Source organism: Stutzerimonas stutzeri (assembly GCF_000219605.1).
Classification (GTDB): Bacteria; Pseudomonadota; Gammaproteobacteria; order Pseudomonadales; family Pseudomonadaceae; genus Stutzerimonas; species Stutzerimonas stutzeri.
In genome coordinates this window covers 2,001,753-2,027,803 of record NC_015740.1, presented here as the reverse complement: position 1 = coordinate 2,027,803, position 26,051 = coordinate 2,001,753, and the positions used below count along the sequence as shown (strand labels likewise).

Here is a 26,051-nt window from a genome sequence, read left to right as displayed (position 1 = left end):
ATCGGCGCTTTTGCAGCGAGGTCGGAATTCAATGAGCCGTTATCGCCCACCCCGCCCGGCCGGCACGCCGCTGATCACACCAGAAGGCGAGGCCCGGCTGCGCGCCGAATTGCACGAACTGTGGCATGTCAGGCGACCACAGGTTACCCAGTCGGTCAGCGAAGCCGCCGCCCAGGGCGACCGTTCGGAAAACGCCGAGTACACCTACGGCAAGAAGATGCTGCGCGAGATCGACAGCCGTGTCCGCTTTCTAACCAAGCGTCTGGAAAAGCTGAAAGTCGTCAGCGAACGACCCAGCGACCCCAACAAGGTGTACTTCGGTGCCTGGGTGACGCTCGAGGATGAAGACGGTGAGCAGGCGCGCTACCGCATCGTCGGTCCCGATGAGCTGGACCTGCGCCAGGGCATGATCAGCATCGATTCACCCCTCGCCCGCGCACTGGTCGGCAAGGCGCTGGACGCCGAGGTGCAGGTGCAGACGCCGACCGGAACAAAGCTCTGGTACGTCGTCGCCATCGATTACCCATGACCAGGCAGTCAGATACAGAACAGTTAGTCACGATAATCGTCGATCATGCAGGCTTTAAACACGCATGTTCTGCGAAAAAGCCAGATCATCACCTAATCACTCACTCCGGCGTTTCGCTTCGTAACAGGCACGCCCAACTCGCCTGATAGCGCAACGCTAGCCGCATCGCTGCGATCCGCCAGTTAGAGCGGACGCTGCCGAGTGGGTCGGCTCTGGCACGAATGCTGCGCTGGCAAGGGCGCAGTACGCGCCATGCGCGGTGAACGGCAAGGGACTGCCCCATAGCCCGATTCACATTCGAAGAGTGCGTCCATGAACAAGAACAAAACCTTGCTCGCCCTCTGTCTCGGAAGCGCCCTGGCGCTTTCCGGTCAGGCATTCGCTGCCACCGGCAGCGGCTACACCGCCACGAAGTACCCGATCGTGCTCGCCCACGGCATGCTGGGTTTCGACAGTCTGCTGGGCATCGACTATTGGTATGGCATCCCCAGTGCGCTGCGCCGAGACGGCGCGCAGGTCTATGTCACCGAAGTCAGCCAGCTCAACACATCGGAACTGCGTGGCGAGGAACTGCTTGCCCAGGTCGAGGAAATCGTTGCTATCAGCGGCAAGCCGAAGGTCAACCTGATCGGCCACAGCCACGGCGGACCGACCATCCGGTACGTGGCAGGCGTACGGCCGGACCTGATCGCCTCGGTCACCAGTGTCGGCGCGCCCCACAAGGGCTCGGACGTGGCGGATCTGATCCGCAAGGTTCCAGAGGGTTCATCCGGTGAGGCCATAATCGCCGGCTTGGTGAACGCCATGGGCGCGTTCATCAACTTCGTCTCCGGCAGTTCCAGCACCGCTCCGCAGAACTCCCTGGGTTCGCTGGAATCGCTCAACAGCGAGGGCGCGGCCCGCTTCAATGCCAAGTTCCCCCAGGGCATACCCACCACCGCATGCGGCGAAGGCGCTTACAAGGTCAATGGCGTGCACTACTACTCCTGGAGCGGCACCAGTCCGCTGACCAATCCGCTGGACGTGAGCGACGCCATGATGGGCGCAGGCTCGCTGGCCTTCAGCGGACCCAATGACGGGCTGGTCGGACGCTGCAGCTCGCACCTGGGGATGGTGATCCGCGACAACTACCGCATGAACCATCTGGACGAGGTCAACCAGTTCATGGGGCTGACCAGCCTGTTCGAGACCGATCCGGTCAGCGTCTACCGCCAGCACGCGAACCGATTGAAGAACGCGGGGCTCTGACGCAGCCGTTTCCTTGAACCAGGCCGGGATCATCGATCCCGGCCGCTACCGAAAGGCGAGTCCATGAGCAGATCCATCCTTTTGTTGCCGCTGGCCATCGCGCTGGGCCTGGGCTTCTTTATCGCCCGGCCCGAATCCACCGTGACGCCGGTGGCAGAAGCACCCGCATCGTCTCCCGCCGCCAACCTCACTGCCGCTCGTCCTGCCCAGCGCACAACGACCGGCGCGGCGCCGCAGGTCATGGCGAAGCTGCCCGCCTCCTTCAAGGGCACCGAGGTCGACGGCCAGTTCCAGCTGGACGCCGCCGGCAACCTGATCATCGGTCCAGAGCTGCGTCAACTGTTCGACTACTTCCTCAGCGCCATTGGCGAGGAGCCGCTCAAACAGAGCATCGAGCGCCTGCGGCGCCATATCGCTGCGCAATTGCCGGAGCCTGCCCAGGCGCAGGCACTTGCCGTGCTCAACCAATATCTCAACTACAAGCGCCAACTCGTTGATTTCGAAGCGCAGCATCCTCGGGTTGCGGACCTCGCCTCGATGCGGGACCGGTTGAGCGCCGTACGAGCGCTGCGCGCGCACGCGCTCGATCCGGCGACTCACCAGGCGTTCTTCGGCCTGGAAGAAGCCTATGACCATTTCAGTCTGGAGCGGTTGGCCATCCGCTTCGATCCCGCGCTGGACAGCGATGCCAAGGGTCGCGCGATCGACCAGCTGCGAGCCGGGCTGCCCGCTGAACTGCAGGACCTGCTGATGCCCCAGCTGCAGACCGAACTGCGTGAGCAGACCACCGCCCTGCTGGCGAACGGAGCGGGTCCACAGCAGCTGCGGCAGCTGCGCCAACAGCTGGTCGGCAGCGAGGCAGCGGATCGGTTGGAGGCACTGGATCTGCAACGGCGGCAGTGGCAGCAGCGCGTCGCCAGCTACCAGCAGGAGCGTACCCGTATCGAAACCGCCCGCGGGCTGGATGAGGTCGAACGCCGTGCCGCCGTCGAACGGCTTGAAGCACAGCGCTTCAGCGACAGTGAGCGCCTGCGTCTGCTCGCGGTTGTGCAGGAGGATCGGACTCGCTGAGCGGGTCAGTTGGCGGCGGTCTTGCGGTCCGCCTCCAGCAGATAGCGTTCGCGCCGGTAGGCCAGGTAGTACTTGTTGACGCTGTTGACGTAGGCCACGACTCCCATGCCGACCGTTTCCATGGCGATGCGCTCGACCTGGAAGAACCACTGGTCCGGGTTGAGGCCGCGCCGCCTGGCTTCGGCGCGCATGCTCTGCACGCGCTGCGGGCCCAGGTTGTAGGCAGCGAGGATGAACGCCATGCGCTCGCGCTCGTTCAACCGCGGGCTGGCGAAATGGTTGCGACGGATATTGGCCAGGTACCTGGCGCTGGCCTGCACATTGTTGTCCAGCTGCTGGACGTTGCTCACGCCCATTGCGCGCGCGGTCGCCGGCGTCACCTGCATCAGGCCGGTGGCACCGCCTGCGCCTCGTGCGGCGGGGTTGAGCGTCGACTCCTTGAACGCCAGCGCGGCCAGATTCAGCCAGTCCAGCTCGATCTGCTCGGCGTAGCGCTGCAGGGTCGGACGGACCTTTTCCAGGCGCTGGCGGCCAACCCGATCCAGCGGATACTGCACCTTGTACAGCCGCCGGTAGACCCGTTCGAAGGCTGCATCCTGATTGTCGGGGAGGTCATAGTCCTTCAGGAACCGATCGGCACTGGCCCGGAGCATGCTGGCCTCCTTGCGCACGAACCAGTGCATGCTGGTCTTCTCGCCAAGACTCAGGTGCTGCTCGATGCGCAGCTTCGGCATGACCTTGGCCCAGCGCTGGGCGATGGTCTGCTCGACGACTGTCGCCGGGTAGACCCCGGCCTGCACCATCTCCAGCACATCCTCCACCGCCAGCGTCGGGTCGACCCACTCGGCGACAATGGGGGCCAGCTTGCGCTCCATCAGCTGCTTGTTCAGCTGCGCCAGTGCAGGCCCGGCCGCGCTGCCCGGCGGCAGCGCCAGGCTGCGCCCGGAGAGCTGTTCGAGGCGCTGGTAGCGCGGCCCACCCTGGCGGCTGACCAGCACCAGGGCAACGTCGCTGACCACCGGTCGGCTGCGGCTGATGCCCTTCATGCCGGACAGTGGAAGCAGCTCCCCGGGTGCAACCAGATCCCCTTCGCCGCGCTGCAGCGCTCCGAGCAACTGGTCCTTAGCCTTGGGAACGATCTTGAGGGTGATGGCCTTTCCGGATGTGGCGTTGCGATTCAGGTACTGTTCGAAGGCGCGCAAGCGGGCGTACTCCACGCCGATCGCCTCGCCCTTGATCTCACCGGAGCTGTTGCGGCTCTGGTTGACCAGCACCCGCAACACGCCGCTGCGGCGGATTTCGGCGAGATCACGTACCTTGTCGCTCGATTGCCAGGCCTCCGGTCCGGCCATGCGGGCGCTTGCCGTGAGCGGCAGCGAACCCAGCAACAGACAGAGCAGAAGTGGCAGCAATCGTGACATCGAAGATGTACCGGTTTGGGACACGAAGAACGCTGATGCGGTGCTCCCTGCCCGCAAAAGGTGGCAAAGATTCGCACAGCTCGAACGAATGCGCCAGTTTCGCCTGAAAAACTGGTTTAGCTATATTTCCTATCTATATGATTTAAATAACATTTACGTTTTAGAGGTTCTCATGCAACTCGTGGATATCGGCGTCAACCTGACTCACCGCTCGTTCGCCTCCGCCCCCTCCGCGGTGGTGGAGCGCGCGAGAGCCGCCGGTGTGACCCAGATGATGCTGACTGGCACGAGCCTCGCGGAAAGCGAAGCCGCCCTGACCTTGTGCCGTGAACTCGACGAATCCCGCCAGCACCTGTTCAGCACCGCCGGCGTGCACCCGCATGACGCCAGCCAGTGGACCGGAGACAGCGCCAGCCAGCTGCGCGCTCTTCTGGCCGAGCCCGAGGTGCGTGCCGTCGGTGAGTGCGGGCTGGACTTCAACCGCGACTTCTCGCCCCGACCGCAACAGGAACGCGCCCTGGAAGAGCAGCTGCAACTCGCAGTGGAAAGCGCAATGCCGGTGTTCCTCCACGAACGGGACGCCAGCGAACGACTGGTAGCGATCCTGAAACCATTCCGTGATCGGCTGAGTGCAGCGGTCGTGCATTGCTTCACCGGCGACAAGCGGGCGCTGTATGCCTATCTCGACCTTGATCTGCACATCGGTATCACCGGCTGGATCTGCGATGAGCGGCGAGGCACCCATCTGCATCCTCTGGTGCGGGACATCCGTGCGGACCGGCTGATGCTGGAAAGCGACGCCCCCTACCTGCTGCCTCGCAGCCTGCGACCAAAGCCGAAAAGCGGACATAACGAACCGGCGTATCTGCCGGAAGTGCTGCGCGAGGTGGCCCGCCATCGTGGCGAAAGCGAAGCTCAGCTGGCCGCGCATACAACCCTGACGGCGCGCCAGTTCTTCGGCCTGCCGGACATCGATTGATTCGCAGATTGCACTCAAGCTCCGCGCCCGGCGGCCGTTAATTATCCCGTCGTGCCGAAAGCGCCAAGCCGCGCTCCGGGAACCCTCAAATAGAAGAAGAGCAGCCATGGCCGTTTGGATTCGCGATCTGTCGCTCAAGTACAAGTTCTGGGCGCTCAACATGGTGAGCTTCGTCATCGCCCTGTTGCTGGTGCTTTACGCCGTGCAGTTGGAGCAGAGCGCACGCAGTGCCGATGCCCGCAGTGCCGCCCAGGCGCGCGCAAGCGTGCTGGCAGCCTGGCCGAATGACGCGGCATTGCCGCAGGCCGCTGATCTGACCCTCTATCCCGCGGGGCAGCGTGCCGTGATCGGACGTCAGTCACTGGCCGACTCCGGCTGGACAGCACTGGACCACGACCGCCTGTTTTCCACCCATCCGCTGATCGGTGTGGAAATGCTGTCCCGACCCGACGGTCAGAAGCTCGCGGTTATGGCTCGCGCGCCCAGCGTGATCCAGGTGCTGGGGCAACATTTCTTCAGCTATGCCGCCGCCGTCGCCGTGCTGATGCTCGGTCTGCTCGGCGCCTCGCAGATGCTGATCCGTTTCCTGCTCAGCCACCTGAACACGCTCAAGGACGTCATGCTGCACGTCGAGCGCAGCGGCGACCTGCAGGCACGCGTGCCGCTGGACAGCCGTGACGAAGTCGGTCAGATGGCCGGCGCATTCAATGCGATGCAGGGCGGCTATCAGCGCGTCGTCAGCACCGTCGCCCAGGCCGCCGCGCGCCTGGATCAGGGCGCCAGCCGGCTGGCCTCGAGCATGAACGATGTGCATAGCGGCATGCGCGGCCAGCAGGGCGAAACCGACCAGGCCGCCACGGCGATCAACGAGATGAGCGCGACGGTGCATCAGATTGCCGAACATGCCCGCGAAACCCGCGACCTGTCGCAGAATGCCGATCGCCTCGCAGGCGACGGCCATCGGGTGGTCGGGCGGGTGGAGAAATCCATTTCCAGCCTGTCCCAGGGCGTGCAGCAGACCGGCGAGATGATCGAGCAGCTCGCTGCCGACAGCCAGAAGATCAACGGTGTGGTCAGCGTGATTCACAGCATCGCCGAGCAGACCAACCTGCTGGCGCTCAACGCTGCGATCGAAGCCGCCCGCGCCGGTGAGCAGGGTCGCGGGTTCGCGGTGGTGGCCGACGAAGTACGCAACCTGGCCAAACGCGTTCAGGACTCCACCGACGAGATCACCCAGATGATCACCGGACTGCAATCGATGACCCGCGATGCCGTGGAATTCATGCAGGAGAGCTCGCTCAAGGCCGACGATTGCGTGCGTGAGGCCCACGAGGCCGCCCAGGCCCTGGAAGCCATCGCCGAAGCCGTGGCGCAGATGCGCGAAAGCAACACGCAGATCGCCGTGGCCGCCGAGCAGCAGAGCCAGGTCGCCGAGGAGCTCAACCGCTCGGTTACCGGCATTCGCGACGTCACCGAGCGCACCGTGGAGCAAACCGTCAGCTCCGCCAGCACCAGCGCCGAACTCGCCGCGCTCTCCACCGACCTCAGTCGTGCCATCGGCCAGCTCAGGCTCTGAGGTACGCTTCGCGCCGCGTGCACCACAACGCGGCGCGGCCTGCCCGATAAACAGGCAGCACCCCGTCTCATGCCCCATGAAGGGGCGTCTCGCCAGCCTTGGTTCAGCGCAAAAGCCGCTGACACCTGTCCATCGCGCCTTGGCACCGCTCTTGCTTTGTCGATCCTGCAGGCGAAGCTGCTGCGACAATTCGAAATAGCCGACTAGGGTTCCGACTCGCTCGCGAGTGGCTGGTCCGAGAGTTGGCGACCTCCAGTGAGGTTACACGGCGGGATAAAAGCCCGGGAGAACAGCGTGATCCGCACGCAGCTCCTGCGCCATCCCCAAATACTGGAGGGTTTGCCATGTGCCCGCTCGTATCGGCTCTGCCGTTCACCGCCCCGCCCGTTCTAGCAGCTGTCGCAAACCGGGGCACCTGCCCATGCGCCTGATCAATCGAACGCCGAGCCGCAGCGGCTGGCTTGCTCTGGCCATACTGCCCTTCGCCCTGTTGCTGGCGCTGTACCTGACCAGCTCTACCCAGCGCCTGGAGATCAATCCCAACGACAAGCTGCTGCCCAGCTTCGGCCAGATGAGCGCGGCTGTCGAACGCCTCGCCTTCACCCCGGACAAGCGCTCGGGCGACTACCTGTTCTGGCAGGACACCGCCTCGAGTCTCAAGCGCCTCGGTAGCGGACTGGCCATCGCCGCCGTGGCCGGCCTCTGCCTGGGCGTCGCCGCTGGCACCCTGCCGCTGTTCGGTGCGCCGCTGTCGCCCCTGCTGACCGTGCTGTCGATGGTGCCACCGCTGGCGATCCTGCCGATCCTGTTCATCGTGTTCGGGCTGGGCGAGCTGTCCAAGGTGATGCTGATCGTCATCGGCATCACCCCGATCCTCGCCCGCGACCTCGAGCAGCGTGCTCGCGAGATACCCCGCGAACTGCTGATCAAGGCGCAGACCCTCGGCGCCAACACCTGGACGCTGATCCTGCGCCTGGTGTTGCCGCAGCTGCTGCCGCGCCTGCTCATCAGCCTGCGCCTGGTGCTCGGCTCGGCCTGGCTGTTCCTCATCGCCGCCGAAGCCATCGCCTCCACGGACGGGCTCGGCTACCGCATCTTCCTCGTACGCCGCTACATGGCCATGGACGTGATCCTGCCCTACGTCGCCTGGATCACCCTGCTGGCGTGGGCCATGGATTTCTCGCTGCGGCGCCTGACCCAGCTGCTGTTCCCCTGGTATGAAGGAGCCAAGGCATGAGCGACAGAAAGAGCGCAGCCGTTGCGGGCGGATCCGTCGCCCACCTGGAGCACGACGCACCTATAAGCCGCAGCGCAGGCGATGCCAGACCGTTCATCCAGGTCAGGAATGTCTGGCAGCAGTATGGCGACCAGGTGGTGCTGGAGCGCCTGAACCTGAAGATTGCCGAAGGTGAGTTCTGCACCCTGGTCGGTGCCTCCGGTTGCGGCAAGTCGACCTTCCTGCGGCTGCTGCTCGGCCAGGAAGCGCCCAGCCGTGGCGAGATCCTGCTGGATGGCCAGCCATTGGCAGACGAACCGGACGCCAGTCGCGGCGTGGTTTTTCAGCGCTACTCGGTATTTCCGCACCTGACGGTGCTGGACAACGTCGCCCTCGGCCTGGAACTGCCGCGCGCCCCGCTGCTGGGTCGTCTGCTCGGACGCCGCAAGCGCGATGCCCGTGAGCAGCCTGCGCAGATGCTGCACAAGGTCGGCCTCGGCCATGCGCTGGACAAGTACCCGGCACAGCTCTCCGGCGGCATGCAGCAGCGCCTGGCCATCGCCCAGGCGCTGGTGATGAAGCCCCGCGTCCTGTTGCTCGACGAGCCCTTCGGCGCCCTCGACCCCGGCATTCGCAAGGACATGCATGAGCTGCTGCTGGAGCTGTGGCGGGAAACCCGGCTGACGGTGTTCATGGTCACCCATGACCTCTCGGAAGGCTTCACCCTCGGCAGCCGCATTCTGGTCTTCGACAAACCGCGCATCGATCCCCACGCCCCGGGTGCCTATGGCGCACGGGTGACCTACGACATTCCGCTGCACGAGGGCCGCCATGCTCCCGGCGCGTCCGCAGGCCTGCCGACCGCCCTCGCCGACTCTTTTCGCACTGCCTATCAAGGAGCCTGACATGAGTGCTTCACTCGCGATCCGCCCCACGCTGTACGAGGAAACCGTTCCCGGCGGCGGCCACACCTCCTTCATCCTCAAGCGCGGTCAACTGCTGCGTCTGACCGATCTCGAAGGCGGCGCCAACGTCAGCCTGATGCTGCTCAACGCCCAGGAGAAGAGCGAGCGGCTGAACCTGCCGGATACCCTCAAGGGCCAGCACACCGCCAAGCTCACCGCGGGGCATTGCCTGTACTCGGACATGGGGCGCGTACTCGCCGCCATCACGGCCGACACCTGCGGCTGGCACGACAGCTTCGGCGGTGTGCTGAACGCCGATGAAGTCGCCGAGAAGTACGGCCAGGGCCGCTATCAGGAACTGCGCAACGGCTTCTTCCGCAATGGCACCGACAACCTGCTGGTGGAAATGGGCAAGTGGAACCTGAACCTGCAGGACCTGCTCATGGTGCTCAATCTGTTCAGTCGCGTGGACGTCACCGCCGACGGTGCCTTCGCCTTCCACCAGGGCCACTCCAAAGCCGGCGATTACATAGAACTGTACGCACCGATGGACACCCTGGTGATCCTCACCGCCCTGCAGCATCCGCTGGACCCCAATCCGCTGTACGCACCCAAACCGGTGCAGCTGAGCTGGCACAAGGTCGAGAGCGATGGCATCAGCGTGCTCTGCCGCACCTCGCGCCCGGAAAACGGCCGTGCCTTTCACAACACCGAACGTCTGTACATCTGAGGAGGTGGCCGCGATGAGCCTTACCGAAAGCAGCCTGCACCCCGAAACCGCCGCGTTCCGCCATGTGATCCCGGCCGGCGAACCGTACCTGTTCGAAGTCAAGGCCGGACAGACCCTGCGCCTGCTCGATCTCGAAGGCAACCAGGCGGTGGACACGCTGTTCTTCAGCGCGAAAAACCCGCGCGAGCGCTACGACCCGCAGCGCACTCTGCGCCGGCAGAACCGCGTCTACCTCACCACCGGCACGGTGCTCTATTCGAACCTCGGCAATCCGCTTCTGACCATCACCGCCGACACCTGCGGCCGCCATGACACCCTCGGCGGGGCCTGCGCCCAGGAGAGCAACGTGGTGCGCTACGCGCTGGACAAGCGCTACATGCACAGCTGCCGTGACAACTTCCTGCGCGCGAGCCTCAACGACGGTCGCCTGACCAAGCGCGACATTGGCGCCAACATCAACTTCTTCATGAACGTGCCGGTGACCCCCGAAGGCGGCCTGACGTTCGCCGACGGCATCTCCGCGCCAGGCAAGTATGTGGAGCTGAAGGCCGAGCAGGACGTGATCGTGCTGATCTCCAACTGCCCGCAGCTGAACAACCCCTGCAACGGCTGGAACCCGACGCCCGCCGAGGTGCTGGTGTGGAACTGATGCCGCTGTTACGTCGCTACCTGCTGCCGCTGCTGCAGGCGCGCGCCGGGCAGCGACCCCAGCGACCGGCAACGAAGAACCCTCCCCAACCACGGACGGCCGTGGCACTGATGAATAAAGGCGGGACGGCCCGCCAGCCCTTCGAGGGTTACTGACCATGTTCGACAAACTGCTGATCGCCAACCGCGGCGCCATTGCCTGCCGCATCCTGCGTACGCTGCGCAACCTGAATGTGAACGGCGTGGCCGTCTACTCCGAGGCCGACGCCGCCAGCCTGCATCTGCAGCAGGCCGACGAGGCCCACAGCCTGGGCGAAGGCCCGGCCACACAGACCTATCTGGACGCGCAGAAGATTCTCCGCATCGCCCGTGAAACCGGCGCGAAAGCCATCCACCCCGGCTACGGGTTTCTCTCCGAGAACGCGGCGTTTGCCGAAGCCTGCGAGGCCGCCGGGATCGCCTTCGTCGGCCCGACGCCGGAACAGCTGCGGGTGTTTGGCCTCAAGCACACCGCCCGCGCCTTGGCCAAACAACGCGGCGTACCGATGCTGGAGGGCACCGAGCTGCTCGACAGCCTCGCCGATGCCCTCGGCGCAGCCGAGCAGGTCGGCTACCCGGTGATGCTGAAAAGCACCGCCGGCGGTGGCGGTATCGGGATGCGCGTGTGCCGCTCGGCGGCGGAACTCACTGATGCCTTCGACGCGGTCAAGCGTCTGGGGCAGAACAACTTCAGCGATTCGGGCGTGTTCATCGAGAAATACATCGAGCGCGCCCGCCACCTGGAGGTGCAGGTGTTCGGCGACGGCGCCGGCGAAGTCATTGCCTTGGGCGTGCGCGACTGCTCGGTACAGCGGCGCAACCAGAAGGTGCTGGAGGAAACCCCGGCGCCGAACCTGCCGGTCGGCATGGCCGCGGCCCTGTGCCAGGCGGCGATCACCCTGGCCAAGGCGGTCAGCTATCGCAGCGCCGGCACCGTGGAGTTCGTCTACGACGCCGAAGCCGAGCGTTTCTACTTCCTCGAGGTAAACACCCGCCTGCAGGTGGAGCACGGCGTCACCGAGCAGGTCTGGGGCGTGGACCTGGTGCGCTGGATGATCGAGCTGGCCGCCGGCGACCTGCCGCCGTTGGCCGAGCTGGTGAAGGATCTCAAGCCGAGCGGCCACGCGATCCAGGCGCGCGTCTACGCCGAGGACCCGGGCCGCGACTTCCAGCCGAGCCCGGGCCTGTTGACCGCCGTGGCCTTCCCGGCCGCTGACGGCAAGAGCCTGCGCATCGACACCTGGGTCGAAGCCGGCTGCGAGATCCCGCCGTATTTCGACCCGATGATCGCCAAGGTCATCAGCTGCGCGCCGAGCCGCGAAGCGGCCCGCGTCGCGCTGGACGCCGCCCTCGGCGACACCCTGCTCTACGGCGTGGAAACCAACCGCGATTATCTGCGCCAGATCCTCGGCTTTGCCCCCTTCGCCCTCGGCACGCCCTGGACCCGCTGCCTGGAAGGTCTGCGCTATTCGGCCAGCACCTTCGAGGTGATCAGCGCCGGCACCCAGACCACCGTGCAGGACTTCCCCGGCCGCCTCGGCTACTGGGCGGTGGGCGTGCCGCCGTCCGGCCCGATGGACAGACGCGCGCTGCGCCTGGGCAACGCCCTGCTCGGCAACCCCGAGGACGCTGCCGGGCTGGAAATCACCATGAGCGGGCCGATCCTGCGCTTCAACACCGACGCGGTGGTGGCGCTGACCGGCGCCGCGATCCCCGTGAAGCTCGATGACGTCGAACAGCCGATGTGCACCGCCATTTTCGTCCCGGCCGGCCGCACCCTGACCATCGGCACTATTGCCGGCGCCGGTGCGCGCTCCTACCTGGCCGTGCGCGGCGGGGTGCAGGTGCCGGAGTATCTGGGCAGCAAGAGCACCTTCACCCTCGGCCAGTTCGGCGGCCACGGTGGCCGCGCCCTGCGCGCCGGCGACGTGCTGCACCTGGCACCGCTGAGCGACTCGTCGGCCGGCGCCAGGCTCGCCGCCGAGCTGTGCAGCGCCCTGCCGGCGGTGCGCGAGCTGCGGGTGATCTACGGCCCGCACGGCGCGCCGGAATACTTCACCGAAGGCTATATCGACAAGTTCTTCGCCACCGACTGGGAAGTGCACTTCAACTCCAGCCGCACCGGGGTGCGCCTGATCGGCCCGAAACCCGAGTGGGTGCGCGAGAGCGGCGGCGAGGCCGGCCTGCACCCATCGAACATCCACGACAACCCCTACGCCATCGGCGCGGTGGACTTCACCGGCGACATGCCGGTGATCCTCGGCCCGGACGGCCCGAGCCTGGGCGGCTTCGTCTGCCCGGTGACCATCATCGAGGCGGATCTGTGGCAGCTCGGCCAGCTCAAGGCCGGCGACAAGGTGCGCTTCGTGCCGGTGGACGTGCTGACCGCACGCCAGCTGGCCAAGGCCGCCGATGCCGAGTGCGCCAGCCTCGCGCCGGCGGCCGTGGTCGCCACGCCGGTGGCGCTGCAGTCGCCCATCGTGCTCGATATCGGTGAAGCGGACAGCCGCCTGGTCGCCCGCCTCTCCGGCGACACCCACCTGTTGCTGGAAATCGGCGCGCCGGAGCTGGACCTGGTGCTGCGCTTCCGTGGCCATGCGCTGATGCAGGCCCTCGAAGCCAAGCAGCTCGACGGCGTCATCGACCTGACGCCCGGCATCCGCTCCCTGCAGGTGCACTACCAGCCCGAGACCCTGGCGCTGGAGAATCTGTTGGAGATTGTCGCCGGCCTGTGGGATGCCGTGTGCGCCGCGCAGGACCTGAAGGTGCCCTCGCGCATCGTCCACCTGCCGCTGTCCTGGGACGACCCGGCCTGCCAGTTGGCCATCGAGAAGTACATGACCACGGTGCGCAAGGACGCGCCCTGGTGCCCGAGCAACCTGGAGTTCATCCGCCGCATCAACGACCTCCCGAATCTCGAGGCGGTGTACCGCACGGTGTTCGACGCCAGCTATCTGGTGATGGGCCTGGGCGACGTCTACCTCGGTGCGCCGGTGGCCACCCCGCTGGACCCGCGCCACCGCCTGGTCACCACCAAGTACAACCCGGCGCGCACCTGGACCGCGGAGAACTCGGTGGGCATCGGCGGCGCCTACATGTGCATCTACGGCATGGAAGGCCCGGGCGGCTACCAGTTCGTCGGCCGCACCCTGCAGATGTGGAACCGCTACCGCGCGGTCGAGGCGTTCGGCGGCCTGCCGTGGCTGCTGCGCTTCTTCGACCAGATCCGCTTCTACCCGGTCTCGGCGGAGGAGCTTGTGAGGATCCGCCGCGATTTCCCGCTGGGCCGCTACCCGCTGAAGATCGAGAACACCGAGCTGCGCCTGTCCGACTACCAGGACTTTCTTGCCGCCGAGGCCGACAGCATCGACGCCTTCCGTCGCCAGCAGCGCGGCGCCTTCGACGCCGAGCGCCAGCGCTGGATCGAATCGGGCCAGGCGCACTTCGAGAGCGAGGAAGTCGCCGCCGACCTCGGCGAGGACGCCCCGCTCGGCGCCGGCCAGCACGGCATCGAAAGCCACATTGCCGGCAACCTCTGGCAGGTGTCGGTGGCCGAGGGCACGCGGGTCGAGGCCGGCGACGTGCTGGTGATCCTCGAGAGCATGAAGATGGAAATCCCGCTCACCGCGCCGGTCGCCGGCGTGGTCAAGGAAGTCCGCGCCCAGCCCGGCTCGCCGGTGCGCGCAGGCCAGCGGGTGGTGGTGATCGAGGAGGCGTGAGGCCCCTCGGCACCCGAAGCAACGTCGGGTGGATCGCGCTTTATCGATCCACCAACCGGCCCAGCGGGCCGGCAACGAACATCGCGGTGGAAAAGGCTTCGCCGTTTTCCACCCTACGAGGGACATGAGATGACCACGACATTCGACCTGCGCCTCACCACCCTGAGCGCCGCCTACACCGCCGGGGACATCACCCCGCGCCAGCTGTTCATTGCACTGCGCGACAAGGCTGCGGAACTCAACCCTGAGTTCAACGCATTCATCCACCTGATGACGGCCGCGGAGCTCGAGCCGTATCTGGCCGCCCTCGACGGCAAGACGCCCGCCGAGCTGCCGCTCTACGGCATTCCCTTCGCCATCAAGGACAACATCGATCTCGTCGGCGTACCCACCACCGCCGCCTGTCCCGCGTATGCCTACACACCGGAGACCAGCGCCACCGTCGTCGATCAGTTGATCGCCCTCGGCGCGGTGCCGCTGGGCAAGACCAACCTCGACCAGTTCGCCACCGGCCTCAACGGCACCCGCTCGCCCTATGGCGAATGCCGCAACTCGGTGCACCCGGACTACCCCTCCGGCGGCTCCAGCGCTGGCTCCTCGCTAGCCGTTGCGCTCGGGCTCTGTTCCTTCGCGCTGGGCACCGATACCGCCGGTTCCGGCCGGGTGCCGGCGGCGCTGAACAACCTGGTGGGCCTGAAAGCGAGCAAAGGGCTGATCTCCACCGCCGGCGTTGTCCCGGCCTGCCGTACGCTGGACTGCGTGACCTTCTTCACCGCCACGGCGGCCGAAGCCAGTCAGCTGCTGGCGCTCACCGCCAGGCTCGATGCGCGCGACGAGTACAGCCGTAGCAACCCGCTGTGGAATGACGGCTCGGCCTTCGGCCAGATCAAGACCTTCCGCTTCGGCATACCCCAGCACCTGGAATTTCTCGGCTGCGCGGAAAGCGCGGCGTTGTTCGCCGCCACCATCGAACAGCTGAAAGCCCTCGGCGGCGAGCCGGTGGAAGTGGACTTCGCCCCCTTCCTCGAAGCTGCACGCCTGCTCTACGAAGGCCCCTGGGTGGCCGAACGCTACAGCGTGGCGGGAGCGCTGATCGAGCAGCAGCCCGACGCCGTGCTGCCGGTAATAAAAGCCGTTCTGGAGAAAGCCCCCGGTACAACCGCCGTGCAGCTGTTCCAGGCGCAATACCGCCTGCAGCAACTCAAGGCCGTCTGCGACCGCACCATGGCCGAGGTCGATTGTGTGCTGACGCCCGCCTACCCGCGCCCAGTGACGCTCGCCGAACTTCACGCCGAGCCGGTCAAGCGCAATTCGGACCTGGGCTACTACACCAACTTCATGAACATGCTCGACTACGCCGCTGTCGCGGTGCCGGCCGCCACCATGCACAACGGCCTGCCCTGGGGCGTGACGCTGTTCGGCCGGGTGTTCACCGACCAGTACCTGCTGAGCCTGGCCGATGCGCTGCAGCATCAGACAGGGCTGAAGTTGATCGGCGGCAACGCGCTCATTACCCCGCCGCCCCGGAATCCGGCCCGCAACGACCGCGCCCGCCTGGTGGTCTGCGGAGCGCACCTGGACGGCCTGCCGCTGAACTGGCAACTCAGGCAGCGTGGCGGACGGCTGCTGGAAACCACCCGCAGCTCGCCGGACTACAAGCTCTACGCGCTGGCCGGCGGGCCACCGCTGCGCCCGGGCATGGTTCGCGTCGCCGAAGGCGGAGCGGCCGTCGAGGTTGAAGTCTGGGAGCTGCCGAGCCAGGAACTCGGCTCCTTTCTCACCGGCATTCCGGCACCGCTCGGCCTGGGCAAGGTGCAGCTCGCCGACGGCCGCAGGGAAACAGGCTTCATCTGCGAGCCCTACGGCCTGGACGGCGCCCAGGACATAACCGAGCTTGGCGGCTGGCGCACCTATCTGAAGCGTCGCAGCTGAGGCAGACGAGGAGCGACGGGGTTGCACTGCGGCCATCCCGTCGCATTGTCGGAACATCCAGCGCCGGACCGACCTCCGATGCAGAGCCACGCCGACTCCGGTCGGCGCCATCTGCATCCGAAGGAGGACTCCATGCGTATCACCCTGCCACGCATCGGTCTCGGCGGCGCACCGCTGGGAAACATGTTCCATCCGCTCAGCGAAGAAACCGCCGACGCCACCCTCAATGCCGCCTGGGACGCCGGCTTTCGCTATTACGACGTGTCGCCGCACTACGGCGCGGGCCTGGCCGAGCAGCGCTTCGGGCGCCTGCTGAGTGGCAAGCCGCGTGACGAGTACGTCCTGAGCACCAAGGTCGGGCGCCTGCTGCAGCCGGCCAGCCAGCCGGAAAACGCCAAGCCCTTCGTCGACGAGCTGCCCAACAAGCGCGTGCCGGATTATTCGGCCGACGGCGCACGCCGCTCCATCGAGGACAGTCTGGAGCGCATGGGCGTCGATCGCCTCGATGTGGTGTTCATCCACGACGTTTCCGAAGACCAATGGGGCCCGCAATGGCGCGAGTACTTCCAGCAGGCCATGAACGGCGCGGCGAAGGCGCTGACCCAGCTGCGCGATGAAGGCGTGATTCGCGGCTGGGGCCTGGGGGTCAACCTGGTCGAGCCATGCCGCCTGGCTCTGGAGCAGAGCGACCCGAACGTGTTCCTGCTGGCCGGCCGCTACTCGCTGCTGGAGCACGACGAGGCGCTGGACACCCTGTTCCCGACCTGCCAGGCACGCGACGTTGGCGTCGTCGTTGGGGGACCGTTCAACTCCGGCGTCCTGGCCGGTGGCGATCACTATGAGTACGACCAGATCCCACCACAGGTCGCCCAGCGCAGGGAGCAGCTCAAGGCCGCTGCCGAGCGCTGCGGCGTCGATCTGCGGGCCGCCGTCCTGCACTTCTGCCTGGCCAACCCGGTGGTCGCCTCGGTCATCCCGGGCACGGCCAATCCCGAGCGTCCTCGGCAGTACATGGAATACTTCAACACCCAGGTGCCCCGCGAGTTCTGGCAGACCCTCAAGCGCGACGGCCTGCTGCGCGAGGATGCGCCGGTGCCAATCTGACCTCTGCCAAGCCGTAACGGGCTGACCGCCCCATGCGCCGCCTGGCCCGTGGCGGCGGTCGGCCGGAACGGTGTCATCAGCTGCACCATCCGCACTATCGCGGAGCAAGCCTCCCCATTAGTGAGCAGCGCCGTGCCGGGCGCGCCACCCGTGTTGGCTCCGGCGCTAGCTGCAACTCATTGAAACTCCGCGAGTTCGCTGCCAGCCATCGCATCTGGCACGCAACCTGCTCTATCCCCCTTGCACGGGATGAGTCGCCTCCGGCACTCATGATGCTTGGCACAATCAGGAGCAACTTCAAGGAGAACTAGGGTTCCGGCTCACAGGGAGTGGGCGCTGGTCCGAGAGTTCTCCGGTCCCAGGGACGGGACTACACGGAGGGATAAAAGCCCGGGAGACGCGATGTCATCCCGTGCCTGTCATTCCAATGTGTAGGGAAATCACGCCATGTCCACACTGCGCTCGCTGAACAAGACCCTCCTCGCCGCCGGCCTGGCCGTCGCGACGTTGTTTTCACCGCTGGCCAGCCAGGCCGCCGAGAAGCTGAAGATCGGCACCGTGGTCTGGGCCGGCTATGGCCCCTTCTACGTCGCCGACAAGAAAGACCTGTTCAAGCCCCACGGCCTGGACGTGGACCTGCAGTTCTTCAACGACCCGGCGCTGATCCCCACCGCCATGCTCAGCCGCGCGCTGGACGGTGGCATGCTCACCTACGATCAGGTAGTGGCCTCGGTCGCCAAGGGCTTGAAGCACCGCGTGGTGATGCCCATCGACTTCTCCAACGGCGGTGACGCCATCGTTGCCGACGCGTCGATCCAGTCCATCGCCGACTTCAAGGGCAAGAAGGTCGGCTTCAACCCGCTGTCGCCCTCCGACTTCCTGCTGGCCTACGCGCTGCAGCAGAACGGCATGAGCGACAAGGACATCGACGCCGTCAACATGACTCCGGAAGGCATCCCCGGCGCCATGGCCTCGGGCAACCTGCCGGTCGGCGTGACCTACGAGCCCAACGTTTCGCAGATCCTCTCCATGGGCGGCGGCGACAAATTCAAGGTGGTCTATTCGTCCAAGGACGCACCAGGGCTGATCACCGACGTGCTGGTCTTCGACGAGGCGGTGATCGCCAAAAAGCCCGCCGCCATCAAGGCGATGATCCAGGGCTATCTCGACGGCCTGGCCTACATGCAGGCGCACCCCGAGGAGTCGGCGAAGATCATCGGCGAGGTGCTCGGCGTCAGCGCCGAAGAAGCCGTCGAGCAGATGGCCGGCGCCTACAACATCCCCCTTGCGGAGATGGGCAAGAGCTTCACCCCAGGCGACGACACCCATTCCTTCCATGGCAGCGGCGCGATCATCGCCAAGCTGCTCAAGGACAACGGGCAGATCCCGACCATCCCGGATTTCAGCCAGACCTACGACGCCCAGTTCACCGAAGCGCTCGCCCAGTAAGCCGACGCCGGGCGGGCCGTCGCCCGCCTGTGCTGGAGAAAAACCATGACTGCCAAACCTCTGTACCGTTACGCCGATGGCCGCCTGCCCAACACGCTGGCGATCCTCTATACCGCGCTCGCCTACGGCGGCGGCCTGGCTCTGCTGTTCGTCGGTAACGGCTGGCTGAACGTGCTGGGCACGCTGCTGCTGGCCCACGGCATGATCATCGCCGCCTACCTGGTCCACGAATTCGCCCACGGCGCCATCTTCAGCGTGCCCAAGCACAACGAATGGGCCGGCAATGTCTGCAGCTGGCTGTGCGGCAGCTGCTACGCCGAATTCCAGGACCTGCGCAAGAAGCACATGCGCCACCACGTCGACCGCGCCGACGTGATCACCTTCGACAGCAAGGCCTTCCTCAAGGCACGCCCGCTGTGGTTCCAGAAGCTGGTGCTGGCGCTGGAATGGGCCTATGTGCCGGCGGTGGAGCTGATCATGCATTTCTATGTGATCGCCCTTCCCTTCATCACCGACAACGACAAGCACCGCGCCCGGCGCGGCAAGGTCGCCGCGGTGCTGGCCATTCGCACACTACTCTTTGCCGGGCTCGCGGTGCTCTCGCTGAAGGCCGTGCTGCTCTACGCCGTGGCCTGGATGATCATGCTCAGCGTGCTGCGTTTCGCCGATGCCTATCAGCACACCTACGAGGCCTTCGCCGTGCTGGAGGACGGTGGCAAGCTGCCGGAGGACAAGCGCCGCGACCGCAGCTACGAGCAGCAGAACACCTACAGCAACGTGGTTTCCGAGCGCTGGCCGGCGCTGAACCTGCTGCTGCTCAACTTTTCCTTCCACAACGCCCACCACGAGAAGCCGGTGGCGCCCTGGTATCGCCTGCCCAAGCTCCACGCCGAGCTGTACGGCAGCACCTACAACCAGGTCATCCCGATGCGCAAGCTGCTCGGCAGCTTCCACCGCTACCGCGTACGCCGCGTGCTGGACGATGACTACGGGGTGGTCAGCGAAGGACCGAACAAGGCCGACAACTTCTACGGCGCCGTGGGCGTCTCGTTCCTGACGGCGGTGTGACATGCACAAGGCACTGGATTACCGAGGCCGTTGCGTGGTCATCACCGGCGCCGCCGGGGGCATCGGCCGGGGCCTGGCGCAGAGCTTCGCCGCTGCCGGCGCCACCCTGGAGCTGCTGGACCGTGACGCCGACGCCCTCGCCCGGCTCGCCGACGAACTCGCTGGCGAGACGCTGCTGCACTGCACCGCACTGGACCTGGGTGATCGGCAGGCGGTGCAGCAGTACGCCGATGACCTCGCCTGCCGCGGCCTCAACGCCGATGTGCTGATCAACAACGCCGGCGTCGAGTACGCCACGCCGCTGGGCGAGTGCAGCTTCGAGGCCGATCAGCGCTGGTCGGCCCTGCTGGAGAACAACGTCGGTTCCATGCAGCGCCTGACCCGCGCATTGCTGCCACGCCTGCGCGCCGGCGCCAGCGTGATCAACCAGGCCTCCATCTGGGGTCTGAAAGGCGTGCCGGGCTTTTCCGCCTATGTCGCCAGCAAGCACGCGGTGGTCGGCCTGACCCGCTCGCTGGCCTGGGAGCTGGGCCCGCGGCGCATCCGGGTGAACGCGGTGTGCCCCGGCTGGATCGGCACCGATGCGGCCATGCGCTCGCTGAAGGTGATGGCGGACGCCAACGGCCGCAGCGACAGCGCCGAGCTCGCGGCGATACTCGCCAACCAGGCCATTCCGGAGCTGCTGACACCGGCCGATCTGGGCGGCACCTTCCTGTTCCTCGGCTCACCGCTGGCCGCCGCCCTGACCGGCCAGGCGCTGTCGGTCAGCCACGGCGAGGTGATGCACTGATGGCTGCCATCCTTACCGGGCTGACCGCTCTGGTCACCGGCGCAGCGACCGGCATCGGCCGTGCCACCGCACTCGCGCTGGCCGCCGAAGGCGCGCGGGTCTGGATCAATCATCGCGATCAACACGACCTGGCGGAACGAATGGTCGAGCAGATCATCGCCAGCGGCGGCTGCGCCTGGGCCATCGAGGCCGATGTCAGCGATCCGGTTGCGGTGGCGGCAATGTTCGAGACCATCGAGGCACAGGGACCGCTGGATCTGCTGGTCAACAACGCCGGGGTGATCCTGGAAAAGCCCTTTCTCGAAACCAGCGAGGCCGACTGGGCAAGGGTGCTGGGCGTCGATCTCGCCGGCGTCTACCGCTGCTGCCGCCATGCACTGGCACAGATGCAGCCGCGGCGCAGCGGCGCCATCGTCAATGTCGCCTCGGACCTCGGATTTCTCGGCCGCGAACAGTACGCCGCCTACTGCACGGCCAAGGCCGGGGTGATCGGCCTGACCCGCTCACTGGCCCGCGAGTTCGCTGCAGACGGCATCCGCATCAATGGCGTCGCACCCGGCCCCATCGCCACGGCGATGGTCAGCCCGGAGCACATGAGCGACGAGTGGATGGCCAAGGAGCTGGCGATCCCCATGGCGCGCCTGGGTACGCCGGAGGAAGTCGCGGCGGCCATCGTCTTCCTGCTTTCGCCGCAGGCGAGCTATTTCACCGGACAGCTGCTCGGGCCCAACGGCGGCTCCTGGATGGGCGCATGAACAGCCTGATGCCACAGGGCATGCTGATCGGCGGCGCCATCATGTGGGGGCTGGGCTGGCTGCCGCTGCAGTTCTTCGCCGCCCGCGGCCTGGCCGGCATGCCGCTGGTGCTGCTGACCTATTCGCTGCTCAGCCTGCTGGCGCTGCCGGTGCTCTGGCAGCAGCGCCGCCAGTGGGCGAGCCAGTATCGCCAGGTGCTCACCATGGGCCTGTGCGGTGGCTGGGCCACCGCCGCCCTGGTTACCGCCCTGGCGGAGGGCAACGTGGTGCGGGTGATGCTGCTGTTCTACCTGGCACCGGTGTGGGCGATGGTCGGCGGCTGGCTGCTGCTGGGCGAACGCCTCAACGGCACGCGGCTGTTCGCCCTGGGGCTGGCGATGCTCGGCATCGGCCTGACCCTCGGCGTCACGAGCGAAGCGCTGGCCGCGCCCGGCGCAAACGACTGGCTGGCGCTTTCCGCCGGCCTCGCCTTCAGCCTCAACAACCTCGCCACTCGCGCCGCCGACCGGGTGCCGCTGGCGAGCAAGGCGCTGGTCAGTTTCGTCGGCAGCGCGCTGCTCGGTGGGCTGTTCTGCCTGCTGCTGCGCCAGCCACTTCCGCCCCTGGATCTGACCCTGAGCTGGCAGATCGCCCTGCTCGCCCTCGGCTGGCTGGTCAGCATGGCCGCCGTACAGTACGGCCTGACTCATCTGGAAGCCGGCCGCGCCGCGGTGCTGGTGGTGTTCGAGCTGATCGCCGCGGTGCTGTCGTCCGCCTGGTTCGGCAGCCACGCCATCGGCCCGAACGAATGGCTCGGCGCCGCCCTGATCACCACCGCCGCGCTGATCGCCGGCTGGCCGGAACGTCCCCTTTCAATCGCGACAAGGAGCACCTGCGCATGACCGTGCACATGGATCAACTGAGCTGGGTCGATTACGAACGCCGCGTGCGCGAAGGCGCCGTGGTCTTTCTGCCCTGCGGCGCCACCGAGCAACATGGCCCGCACCTGCCGCTGGGCACCGACGCGCTACTGGCCAGTGCCATCAGCGCCGACGTGGCGGCACGAGTCGGCGGGCTGGTGGCACCGGCGCTGTCATACGGCTACAAGTCGCAACCGAAATGCGGCGGCGGCCAGCACTTCTGCGGTACCACCAGCCTGGATGGCGCAACCTTGAGCGCCCTGGTGCGCGACGCCGTGCGTGAGTTCCATCGCCACGGTGTGCGCCGCCTGGTGCTGGTGCTCGGGCATTACGAGAACCAGTGGTTCGTCGCCGAGGGCATCCAGCTGGCGCTGCGCGACCTCGGGCCGGACGCCGGGCTGGAGGTAATGCGCCTGGAGCACTGGGATTTCTGCCACGAGCAGACCCTGACCGACATCTTCCCGGAAGGCTTCCCCGGTTTCGCGCTGGAGCATGCCGCGGTGATCGAGACCTCGCTGATGCTGCATTTCCATCCGCAACTGGTCGCGCTGGAGAAGATTCCCGACGACGCCCCGGCCGACTTTCCGCCCTACGACATGTACCCCACCCGTACCGAATGGGTGCCGCCCTCCGGGGTGCTGTCCTCGGCCAGAGGCTCCAGCGCGGCGAAAGGCCAGCGGCTGGCCCACGACATCGTCGAAGGCATCGCCGCCGCGGTGTGCAAGGAGTTTGCGCTGTGAGCCTGACGACGCATCCGCTGCTCCTCGAGCACACGGCGCTGCTGGTGATCGACATGCAGCGCGACTTCTGCGCGCTGGGTGGATACGCCGACCAGGCCGGCATGGACGTTAGCCGCCTGCGCGCACCGATCGCGGCGATCCAGGCGCTGCTGGATTGCGCGCGCGGCGTGGGCATGCTGGTGGTGCACACCCGTGAAGGCCATCGACCGGATCTTTCCGACCTGCCCGAGCCCAAACGCCGCCGCGCCCAGGCCACCGGCGCTGCCATCGGCAGCCCTGGCCCCCTCGGCCGCCTGCTGGTGCGCGGCGAATTCGGCCATGACCTGATCGACGAGCTGCAACCGCGCGCCGGCGAGCCGGTGATCGACAAGCCGGGCTACAGCGCCTTCGCCCATACCGATCTCGAACTGATCCTGCGCCGCCGCGGCATCGAGCGGCTGATCCTGACCGGCGTGACCACCGAGGTCTGCGTGGCCTCGACGCTGCGCCAGGCCATCGACCTTGGCTTCGACTGCCTGACCGTCCGCGACGCCTGCGCCTCGGCCGACCCGCAACTGCATGCGGCTGCGCTGGCGATGATCGAGGTGGAAGGCGGCCTGTTCGGCAGCGTGATCGACAGCCAAGAGCTGCTGAGCCAACTGGAGGGATCGCCATGACCCCCCAGCCTGATCGCGCCCGAAGCACGTCATTTGCGGAGCATTACCCATGAAAACCGTTCCCGATGCCTATCTCGGCGTCTGGCGCCGCCGCCTGCTGACCACCACGGCCGGCCTGCGCGACGAAACCAGCGAAGTCTACTGGCTGCAGACCGCCTGCCTGCACGCCGACCTGCGTCTGCCGGGGGGTCAACCCGTGGCACCGGCAGCTTCGCTTGAAACCTGCAGCCATGCCCAGCAGTTGGCGCTGAGTGAACAGGCCGGCTTTGCCGGCATCACCGAGGTCAACGGCGATATCTGCCAGTGGCATCGCCTGATCGACTTCCAGCCGCCGGGCGGGCCTGCGGATATCGGCCTGATGCGCTTCGAGACCTCGGAACGGCTGCTGGAAGACGGGCTGGACGGCAGCTATCACGAAATCTGGCAGCGCCTGCCGGAATCGCAGGGGCGCAACTGGGGTATCTGGCTGCGCGCGGCGGAGCAGCCAGCCCGCCAGGCCTGCCTGCTGGTAGCGGGCGACTACTTCCTGTTCGCCGCCGAGCGGCCGATTCTGCTGCCGGCCAGCTCGGGGCATCTGCGTGAACAGCTGGCCGCCGTCGGGCCCGCGTTGCGGCCGCAGCTGCTGGCCTGCGAGCTGTCCTTCGGCCGCCACCGCAACGGCGCCACACCCTGGCAGATCACCCATTCGACGCTGCCCGGCCGCGTCGGCGACGCGCTGCTGTCGAGCTACTGGAACTTCGCCGACCCCGCCAGTCTGCCCGCCGCGGACCTCGCCGCGCTGGGCCGTTATCCGGCGGCCGGCGGCTGGCAACGCGTCGAACTGGATGTGCCTACCGCTACAGAGGAGGTCCCCGCATGACCGCACAGATCAGCATTCCCTCCACTGCCCCCGCCGCTCAACAACGACACACCACAGCACCCGTCGCACGAGCCGAACCGGTGGTCCGCAGAGGCAGTTTCTGGCGCATTCGCGGCGAGCTCTCGCGGCGCAGCGCCTGGCTGCTCACCGGCGCCGGGCTGAGCCTGCCCTTCGTCGTCTGGTGGCTGTGGACCGCCCTTGGTCTGGCCGACCCGATGTTCATGCCCAGCCCCGGCGCAGTGCTCGAGCGCATCGGCCGCTGGTGGACCAGCGAGGGGCTGCTGGGAGACATCGGCATCAGCGTCTGGCGTGTCATGGCCGGCTTCGGCGCCTCGGCACTGATCGCCCTGCCGCTGGGGCTGTACATCGGCACGTACCGGCCGGTGCAGGCCTTTCTCGAACCGCTAACCGACTTCATCCGTTATATGCCGGCCGTGGCCTTCATTCCGCTGGTGATGCTCTGGGTCGGCATCGACGAAGGTTCCAAGGTGCTGATCATCTTCATCGGCACCTTTTTCCAGATGGTGCTGATGGTCGCCGAGGATGTGCGCCGCGTACCCATGGCGCAGATCGAGGCGGCGCAGACCATGGGCGCCAACCGCAGCGAGATCGTCAAGCTGGTGATCCTGCCTTCGGCCAAGCCGGCGCTGCTCGACACCCTGCGCATCACCTGTGGCTGGGCCTGGACCTACCTGGTGGTAGCCGAACTGGTCGCGGCCAACTCCGGCCTCGGCTACGCCATCCTCAAGGCGCAGCGTTACATGCACACCGACAAGATCTTCGCGGGCATCCTGCTCATCGGTCTCATCGGCCTGATCACCGATCAGGCCTTCCGCTGGTTGCACCGCCGCGCCTTTCCCTGGATGAGGAAATGACCATGTCCGATGCCAAGATTCGTGTACGCCAGGTCGGCAAGACCTTCGTCAGCGAGCGCCGTGAGGTGCAGGCGCTGCAGTCGATCGACCTGGACATCCAGCCCAACGAGTTCGTCACCTTCGTCGGCGCCTCGGGCTGCGGCAAGTCCACCCTGCTGCGCATCATCGCCGGCCTGGAGACGCTGAGTCGCGGCGAGATCCTGCTCGACGGCAGGCCCATCGACGGCCCCGGCGTCGACCGTGCCATGGTCTTCCAGCACTACAGCCTCTACCCCTGGCTGACGGTGATGCAGAACATCAAGTTCTGCCGCCAGCTCAAGGTGATCGGCGATACCGTGCGCCACGATGGAGACGTGGAGTCCGCCGCCGGCCGCGCCGATGCCCTGCTCAACCTGATGGGTCTGACGCGCTTCGCCGATGCCTACCCCAGCCAGCTCTCCGGCGGCATGCAGCAACGCGTTGCCATTGCCCGCGCCCTGCTGCCCAGACCCGCGACACTGCTGATGGACGAGCCCTTCGGCGCGCTGGATGCGCAAACCCGCGAAGTCATGCATGACCTGATCCGTCACGTACACCGGCTGGAGAAGAGCACCATCCTGTTCGTCACCCACGATGTCGAAGAAGCCATCTATCTGGGCAGCCGCATCGTGCTGATGGCGCCACGCCCCGGGCGCATCGATTCCATCTACGAGGTACCGCTGCCGGCCCAGCGCCACCAGGACATGAAGCTCGCGCCGGAATTCACTGAGCTCAAGCGCGAGATCCTCGCCCGCATCCGCGAAACCTCCGGCATGCACACCGACCTCGAGCAGCTGGCCAAACTCAGCGCCGTGGCCGGCTGAA

Annotated in this window: 24 protein-coding genes and 2 riboswitches; of the genes, 23 read left to right on the top strand and 1 reads right to left on the bottom strand. The window is 66.6% G+C overall.

The window, feature by feature from the left end:
• Positions 1 to 31: 31 nt before the first annotated feature.
• The 3 genes from greB (at position 32) to PSTAB_RS09530 (ending at position 2,848) form a co-directional block, all read left to right on the top strand.
• Positions 32 to 529: a transcription elongation factor GreB gene (greB, locus tag PSTAB_RS09540; protein ID WP_013982722.1), complete on the top strand. Its 498-nt coding sequence runs from the start codon at positions 32 to 34 to the stop codon at positions 527 to 529.
• Positions 530 to 841: 312 nt separating this feature from the next.
• On the top strand, positions 842 to 1,777 hold the full coding sequence (locus PSTAB_RS09535) for a triacylglycerol lipase (protein ID WP_011913157.1): 936 nt from the start codon (positions 842 to 844) through the stop codon (positions 1,775 to 1,777).
• A gap of 63 nt (positions 1,778 to 1,840) precedes the next feature.
• The gene (locus PSTAB_RS09530; RefSeq protein WP_013982721.1) at positions 1,841 to 2,848 is read left to right on the top strand and encodes a lipase secretion chaperone; all 1,008 of its coding nucleotides are present in this window, start codon (positions 1,841 to 1,843) and stop codon (positions 2,846 to 2,848) included.
• Positions 2,849 to 2,853: 5 nt separating this feature from the next.
• Here the strand turns inward: PSTAB_RS09530 and PSTAB_RS09525 are convergent, their stop codons facing one another.
• Positions 2,854 to 4,269 carry an MltF family protein gene (locus tag PSTAB_RS09525; RefSeq protein ID WP_013982720.1) on the bottom strand — a complete coding sequence of 472 codons (1,416 nt, stop codon included), beginning with the start codon at positions 4,267 to 4,269 and terminating at the stop codon, positions 2,854 to 2,856.
• A gap of 172 nt (positions 4,270 to 4,441) precedes the next feature.
• Between PSTAB_RS09525 and PSTAB_RS09520 the strand changes: the two genes are divergently transcribed.
• The 20 genes from PSTAB_RS09520 (at position 4,442) to PSTAB_RS09430 (ending at position 26,050) form a co-directional block, all read left to right on the top strand.
• The gene (locus tag PSTAB_RS09520) at positions 4,442 to 5,248 is read left to right on the top strand and encodes a TatD family hydrolase (RefSeq protein WP_013982719.1); all 807 of its coding nucleotides are present in this window, start codon (positions 4,442 to 4,444) and stop codon (positions 5,246 to 5,248) included.
• Between the two features lie 106 nt (positions 5,249 to 5,354).
• Complete coding sequence (locus PSTAB_RS09515; RefSeq protein ID WP_013982718.1) at positions 5,355 to 6,824, top strand: methyl-accepting chemotaxis protein; 1,470 nt, start codon at positions 5,355 to 5,357, stop codon at positions 6,822 to 6,824.
• 192 nt (positions 6,825 to 7,016) lie between these two features.
• Positions 7,017 to 7,114: riboswitch (guanidine-I (ykkC/yxkD leader) on the top strand.
• A 131-nt stretch (positions 7,115 to 7,245) separates the two neighbouring features.
• Positions 7,246 to 8,061: an ABC transporter permease gene (locus PSTAB_RS09510; protein WP_013982717.1), complete on the top strand. Its 816-nt coding sequence runs from the start codon at positions 7,246 to 7,248 to the stop codon at positions 8,059 to 8,061.
• Positions 8,058 to 8,945, top strand: coding sequence for an ABC transporter ATP-binding protein (locus tag PSTAB_RS09505; protein ID WP_013982716.1), 888 nt, complete (start codon positions 8,058 to 8,060; stop codon positions 8,943 to 8,945). The genes PSTAB_RS09510 and PSTAB_RS09505 overlap by 4 nt, the downstream gene beginning before the upstream one ends.
• 1 nt (position 8,946) lies before the next feature.
• Positions 8,947 to 9,675 (top strand): urea amidolyase associated protein UAAP1, encoded by a 729-nt coding sequence (locus PSTAB_RS09500; protein ID WP_013982715.1) that lies wholly within the window; start codon positions 8,947 to 8,949, stop codon positions 9,673 to 9,675.
• A gap of 13 nt (positions 9,676 to 9,688) precedes the next feature.
• Entirely contained in the window at positions 9,689 to 10,324 is a 636-nt protein-coding gene (locus PSTAB_RS09495) for an urea amidolyase associated protein UAAP2 (protein ID WP_011913149.1), read from the top strand.
• A complete protein-coding gene (locus tag PSTAB_RS21735) occupies positions 10,324 to 10,479 on the top strand; it encodes a hypothetical protein (protein WP_162470520.1) in 156 nt (51 codons plus the stop codon). The genes PSTAB_RS09495 and PSTAB_RS21735 overlap by 1 nt, the downstream gene beginning before the upstream one ends.
• Before the next feature lie 2 nt (positions 10,480 to 10,481).
• On the top strand, positions 10,482 to 14,081 hold the full coding sequence (uca, locus tag PSTAB_RS09490; RefSeq protein ID WP_013982713.1) for an urea carboxylase: 3,600 nt from the start codon (positions 10,482 to 10,484) through the stop codon (positions 14,079 to 14,081).
• A 129-nt stretch (positions 14,082 to 14,210) separates the two neighbouring features.
• On the top strand, positions 14,211 to 16,013 hold the full coding sequence (atzF, locus tag PSTAB_RS09485) for an allophanate hydrolase (protein ID WP_013982711.1): 1,803 nt from the start codon (positions 14,211 to 14,213) through the stop codon (positions 16,011 to 16,013).
• Between the two features lie 132 nt (positions 16,014 to 16,145).
• Positions 16,146 to 17,117: an aldo/keto reductase gene (locus PSTAB_RS09480; protein ID WP_041771724.1), complete on the top strand. Its 972-nt coding sequence runs from the start codon at positions 16,146 to 16,148 to the stop codon at positions 17,115 to 17,117.
• A gap of 296 nt (positions 17,118 to 17,413) precedes the next feature.
• Positions 17,414 to 17,516, top strand: a riboswitch (guanidine-I (ykkC/yxkD leader).
• A 48-nt stretch (positions 17,517 to 17,564) separates the two neighbouring features.
• Positions 17,565 to 18,566, top strand: a complete 1,002-nt coding sequence (locus PSTAB_RS09475) for an ABC transporter substrate-binding protein (RefSeq protein ID WP_013982709.1) — start codon at positions 17,565 to 17,567, stop codon at positions 18,564 to 18,566.
• 45 nt (positions 18,567 to 18,611) lie between these two features.
• A complete protein-coding gene (locus tag PSTAB_RS09470) occupies positions 18,612 to 19,634 on the top strand; it encodes a fatty acid desaturase family protein (protein WP_013982708.1) in 1,023 nt (340 codons plus the stop codon).
• Position 19,635: 1 nt separating this feature from the next.
• Complete coding sequence (locus PSTAB_RS09465; RefSeq protein ID WP_013982707.1) at positions 19,636 to 20,424, top strand: SDR family NAD(P)-dependent oxidoreductase; 789 nt, start codon at positions 19,636 to 19,638, stop codon at positions 20,422 to 20,424.
• Positions 20,424 to 21,179, top strand: a complete 756-nt coding sequence (locus tag PSTAB_RS09460) for an SDR family NAD(P)-dependent oxidoreductase (protein WP_013982706.1) — start codon at positions 20,424 to 20,426, stop codon at positions 21,177 to 21,179. Before PSTAB_RS09465 ends, PSTAB_RS09460 begins: the two co-directional genes overlap by 1 nt.
• On the top strand, positions 21,176 to 22,060 hold the full coding sequence (locus PSTAB_RS09455) for a DMT family transporter (RefSeq protein ID WP_013982705.1): 885 nt from the start codon (positions 21,176 to 21,178) through the stop codon (positions 22,058 to 22,060). Before PSTAB_RS09460 ends, PSTAB_RS09455 begins: the two co-directional genes overlap by 4 nt.
• Positions 22,057 to 22,818, top strand: a complete 762-nt coding sequence (locus PSTAB_RS09450; protein ID WP_013982704.1) for a creatininase — start codon at positions 22,057 to 22,059, stop codon at positions 22,816 to 22,818. The genes PSTAB_RS09455 and PSTAB_RS09450 overlap by 4 nt, the downstream gene beginning before the upstream one ends.
• Positions 22,815 to 23,474: a cysteine hydrolase family protein gene (locus tag PSTAB_RS09445; protein WP_013982703.1), complete on the top strand. Its 660-nt coding sequence runs from the start codon at positions 22,815 to 22,817 to the stop codon at positions 23,472 to 23,474. Before PSTAB_RS09450 ends, PSTAB_RS09445 begins: the two co-directional genes overlap by 4 nt.
• 49 nt (positions 23,475 to 23,523) lie before the next feature.
• Complete coding sequence (locus PSTAB_RS09440) at positions 23,524 to 24,333, top strand: hypothetical protein (protein WP_013982702.1); 810 nt, start codon at positions 23,524 to 23,526, stop codon at positions 24,331 to 24,333.
• Positions 24,330 to 25,208: an ABC transporter permease gene (locus tag PSTAB_RS09435; protein ID WP_013982701.1), complete on the top strand. Its 879-nt coding sequence runs from the start codon at positions 24,330 to 24,332 to the stop codon at positions 25,206 to 25,208. Before PSTAB_RS09440 ends, PSTAB_RS09435 begins: the two co-directional genes overlap by 4 nt.
• A gap of 2 nt (positions 25,209 to 25,210) precedes the next feature.
• Entirely contained in the window at positions 25,211 to 26,050 is an 840-nt protein-coding gene (locus PSTAB_RS09430) for an ABC transporter ATP-binding protein (protein WP_013982700.1), read from the top strand.
• The last annotated feature ends 1 nt before the right edge of the window (position 26,051 follow it).

Coding starts and splice junctions, on each gene's coding strand:
- PSTAB_RS09440 (WP_013982702.1), top strand. CDS start 23,524: ATGAAAACCGTTCCCGATGCCTATCTCGGCGTCTGGCGCCGCCGCCTG.
- PSTAB_RS09480 (WP_041771724.1), top strand. CDS start 16,146: ATGCGTATCACCCTGCCACGCATCGGTCTCGGCGGCGCACCGCTGGGA.
- PSTAB_RS09460 (WP_013982706.1), top strand. CDS start 20,424: ATGGCTGCCATCCTTACCGGGCTGACCGCTCTGGTCACCGGCGCAGCG.
- PSTAB_RS09520 (WP_013982719.1), top strand. CDS start 4,442: ATGCAACTCGTGGATATCGGCGTCAACCTGACTCACCGCTCGTTCGCC.
- PSTAB_RS09525 (WP_013982720.1), bottom strand. CDS start 4,269: ATGTCACGATTGCTGCCACTTCTGCTCTGTCTGTTGCTGGGTTCGCTG.
- PSTAB_RS09510 (WP_013982717.1), top strand. CDS start 7,246: ATGCGCCTGATCAATCGAACGCCGAGCCGCAGCGGCTGGCTTGCTCTG.
- PSTAB_RS09495 (WP_011913149.1), top strand. CDS start 9,689: ATGAGCCTTACCGAAAGCAGCCTGCACCCCGAAACCGCCGCGTTCCGC.
- PSTAB_RS09450 (WP_013982704.1), top strand. CDS start 22,057: ATGACCGTGCACATGGATCAACTGAGCTGGGTCGATTACGAACGCCGC.
- PSTAB_RS09470 (WP_013982708.1), top strand. CDS start 18,612: ATGACTGCCAAACCTCTGTACCGTTACGCCGATGGCCGCCTGCCCAAC.
- PSTAB_RS21735 (WP_162470520.1), top strand. CDS start 10,324: ATGCCGCTGTTACGTCGCTACCTGCTGCCGCTGCTGCAGGCGCGCGCC.
- PSTAB_RS09505 (WP_013982716.1), top strand. CDS start 8,058: ATGAGCGACAGAAAGAGCGCAGCCGTTGCGGGCGGATCCGTCGCCCAC.
- PSTAB_RS09530 (WP_013982721.1), top strand. CDS start 1,841: ATGAGCAGATCCATCCTTTTGTTGCCGCTGGCCATCGCGCTGGGCCTG.
- PSTAB_RS09465 (WP_013982707.1), top strand. CDS start 19,636: ATGCACAAGGCACTGGATTACCGAGGCCGTTGCGTGGTCATCACCGGC.
- PSTAB_RS09430 (WP_013982700.1), top strand. CDS start 25,211: ATGTCCGATGCCAAGATTCGTGTACGCCAGGTCGGCAAGACCTTCGTC.
- PSTAB_RS09535 (WP_011913157.1), top strand. CDS start 842: ATGAACAAGAACAAAACCTTGCTCGCCCTCTGTCTCGGAAGCGCCCTG.
- greB (WP_013982722.1), top strand. CDS start 32: ATGAGCCGTTATCGCCCACCCCGCCCGGCCGGCACGCCGCTGATCACA.
- PSTAB_RS09455 (WP_013982705.1), top strand. CDS start 21,176: ATGAACAGCCTGATGCCACAGGGCATGCTGATCGGCGGCGCCATCATG.
- PSTAB_RS09515 (WP_013982718.1), top strand. CDS start 5,355: ATGGCCGTTTGGATTCGCGATCTGTCGCTCAAGTACAAGTTCTGGGCG.
- atzF (WP_013982711.1), top strand. CDS start 14,211: ATGACCACGACATTCGACCTGCGCCTCACCACCCTGAGCGCCGCCTAC.
- PSTAB_RS09500 (WP_013982715.1), top strand. CDS start 8,947: ATGAGTGCTTCACTCGCGATCCGCCCCACGCTGTACGAGGAAACCGTT.
- PSTAB_RS09475 (WP_013982709.1), top strand. CDS start 17,565: ATGTCCACACTGCGCTCGCTGAACAAGACCCTCCTCGCCGCCGGCCTG.
- uca (WP_013982713.1), top strand. CDS start 10,482: ATGTTCGACAAACTGCTGATCGCCAACCGCGGCGCCATTGCCTGCCGC.
- PSTAB_RS09435 (WP_013982701.1), top strand. CDS start 24,330: ATGACCGCACAGATCAGCATTCCCTCCACTGCCCCCGCCGCTCAACAA.